Below are 2,986 nucleotides of genomic sequence, written 5' to 3'. Positions count from 1 at the left end.
ACGTTTGACAACGCAAACGTTTGCGTTTAAGATTAGACTATAAAAATCGAATCTGATACTATCAGGCAGCTATAGGAGGAACTTAATAAATGAAACGATTATTTGAATTAGATGAATGGAAAGTACAAACACAGATATTAGATAAAAAAGAGCGTCGCTTACAGGAAAGTTTGATGAGTATAGGAAATGGATATATGGGGATGCGTGGCAACTTTGAAGAACATTATTCAGGCGATAACCATCAAGGAAGTTATCTTGCAGGTGTTTGGTATCCAGACAAGACTCGCGTTGGTTGGTGGAAGAATGGCTACCCTGAGTATTTTGGTAAAGTAATTAACTCAATGAACTTTATTAAACTCGATCTTTATATAGATGAAGAGCAAGTAGATTTGTATAAAGATACCGTTTCTGAATTTAAGATGTCATTAGATATGCAAAAAGGGATTTTATCTCGTAGTTATGTTGTCGAAAAAAGCGGCAAGAAATTTCATGTTGAGGTTGAAAGATTTGTAAGCTTAGCTCAAAAAGAACTTTGCGCTATTCGCATGGAGGTTACTTGTTTAACTGGTGAAGCCATAATTAGCTTTGAACCAGCTTTAGATGGAAATGTAACGAATGAAGATTCAAACTATGAAGAAAAATTCTGGTTGCCGATTTCTGTTACGGAAGATAGCTTAACTGTAGAAACGAAACCAAATAAATTTGGTATAGAGCAGTTTACAGTAGCAGCGACGATGGTAAATCGGGTTAAAAACCTGAAACATACTTATACGAGTTCAACTGACCTAACAGTTGTTCAAGAATTTACCGGTAAACTTAGAGTAGGAGAATCAGCAAGTATTGAAAAGCTAATAACTTTAACTACTTCTCGTGATAGTTCTAAAGAAGAGGTCACGAATAGAAGTAAAAAAATAAGTGAAAGGATTTCACGGTATTCATTTACCCAATTGCGTCAACAGCATATGCAACTTTGGCAAGAGCGATGGGATAAAGCAGATGTCGTAATAGGTGGAGATAGTGCAGCACAGCAAGGCATTCGATATAATTTATTTCAACTTTTTTCAACTTACTATGGAGAAGATGAACGTTTGAATATTGGTCCTAAAGGTTTCACTGGTGAAAAATACGGTGGAGCGACGTACTGGGATACAGAAGCTTATGCCATTCCGTTGTACTTAGCACTGACAGATCAAAAAGTTTCTAAGAACTTATTGAATTATCGTCACAATCAGTTGCCTCAAGCGGAACACAATGCACGTCAACAAGGATTAAAAGGTGCTTTATACCCAATGGTAACTTTCACAGGAGTAGAGTGTCATAATGAATGGGAAATCACCTTTGAAGAAATTCATCGCAACGGAGCAATGGCTTACGCTATCTATAATTACACAAATTATACTGGAGATGAAAGCTATCTAATAGATAAAGGGTTAGATGTTTTAGTTGGTATTAGCCGGTTCTGGTCTGATCGAGTTCATTACAATCAAGATAAAAATCAATACATGATGCATGGTGTTACAGGTCCCAATGAATATGAAAATAACGTGAATAATAATTGGTACACGAATAAAATGGCCGTCTGGACTCTAAAATATACACTTTTGTCATTAGAAAAAGCTGAAAACAAAAAAATCTCTTTAAACATAAAAAAAGAAGAAATAGATAAATGGAAAAATATTATTGAAAAAATGTATTTTCCGATAGATGAAAAAAGAGGCATCTTTGTTCAACACGATACATTTTTAGATAAAGAGCTTAGGCCAGTTTCGGAGTTAAATCCGGAAGAGTTGCCTCTAAGTCAAAACTGGTCTTGGGATAGAATTTTGCGTTCACCGTATATAAAACAAGCGGATGTGCTCCAAGGAATTTATTTCTTTATGGAAGAATTTACAGAAGCAGAAAAACGTGCAAATTTTGATTTTTATGAACCATTGACCGTTCATGAGTCAAGTCTATCACCAAGCATTCATGCGATAATAGCAGCAGATTTGAATAATATGGATAAAGCAGTTGAGTTGTATAGCCGGACAGCTCGGTTAGATTTAGACAACTACAACAATGATACAGAAGATGGGCTACACATTACATCAATGACAGGTAGTTGGTTGACAATTGTTGAAGGATTTGCGGGTATGCGTACCGCAAATGAGAGATTGTCTTTTGCACCATCATTACCTAAGAATTGGACAAATTATGAATTCCATATTAACTATCGGGAACGTTTAGTGAAAATCATCGTGGATACAACTGGTTTAACAATGGAGTTGGTTAAAGGTTTACCGATTGAAATCAAGATATATGATAAATGGATTGTGCTCACAGATAAATTCACTTGCTTGTTAGAAAGAAAATAAAGGCCATATAAAAAAGGAGAATAGAATTATGAAGGCTGTAATATTTGATTTAGACGGAATTATAACGGATACTGCTGGTTATCACTTTTTAGCGTGGAAAGCTCTAGCTGAAGAATTAGACATTAACATAGATAACGAATTTAATGAACAACTTAAAGGGATTAGCCGCATCGAATCCTTAGAGCGGATCTTAAGAAAAGGCAAAGTAGAGAACAAATTTAGTCTAGCTGAAAAAGAAGAATTAGCAGTTAAAAAGAATGAAGAATATAAAAAAATGATTGAGCAAATGAGTTCAGCGGATATTCTGCCTGGGATTGAACGATTATTGTATCAATTAAATAAGGCTAATATTTTAATAGGATTAGCCTCTGCTAGCCAAAATGGACCAGTTATTCTGAAAAAATTAGGGTTGCATACTTTATTTGATACGATTGTTGATCCAGCAACATTATCAGCAGGAAAGCCTAATCCTGAAATCTTTGAAAAAGCTGCTGAGCAATTAAATTGTCTAGTTAGCGAGTGCGTGGGGATTGAGGATGCAGCTGCAGGTGTTGAGTCAATTAATCGTGCGAATATGGTTTCCATTGCCGTCGGAGATAAAAAGGTATTAAGTGCTGCAGATAAAACGGTGG

At 35.5% G+C, this 2,986-nt stretch carries 2 protein-coding genes; both read left to right on the top strand.

Going from position 1 to position 2,986, the window contains the following annotated elements; all coding sequences use genetic code 11:
• The first annotated feature begins 89 nt into the window (after nt 1-89).
• Complete coding sequence (locus tag WBF61_RS08730) at nt 90-2,354, top strand: glycoside hydrolase family 65 protein (RefSeq protein WP_424255718.1); 2,265 nt, start codon at nt 90-92, stop codon at nt 2,352-2,354.
• A 28-nt stretch (nt 2,355-2,382) separates the two neighbouring features.
• Nucleotides 2,383-2,986: beta-phosphoglucomutase (gene pgmB, locus WBF61_RS08725; protein ID WP_424255716.1), on the top strand; the 604-nt coding region annotated here is incomplete at its 3' end.

Source organism: Carnobacterium sp. (assembly GCF_049673005.1).
In the GTDB taxonomy this organism is placed as follows: Bacteria; Bacillota; Bacilli; order Lactobacillales; family Carnobacteriaceae; genus Carnobacterium_A.
This window is presented reverse-complemented; position numbering and strand designations above follow the sequence as displayed.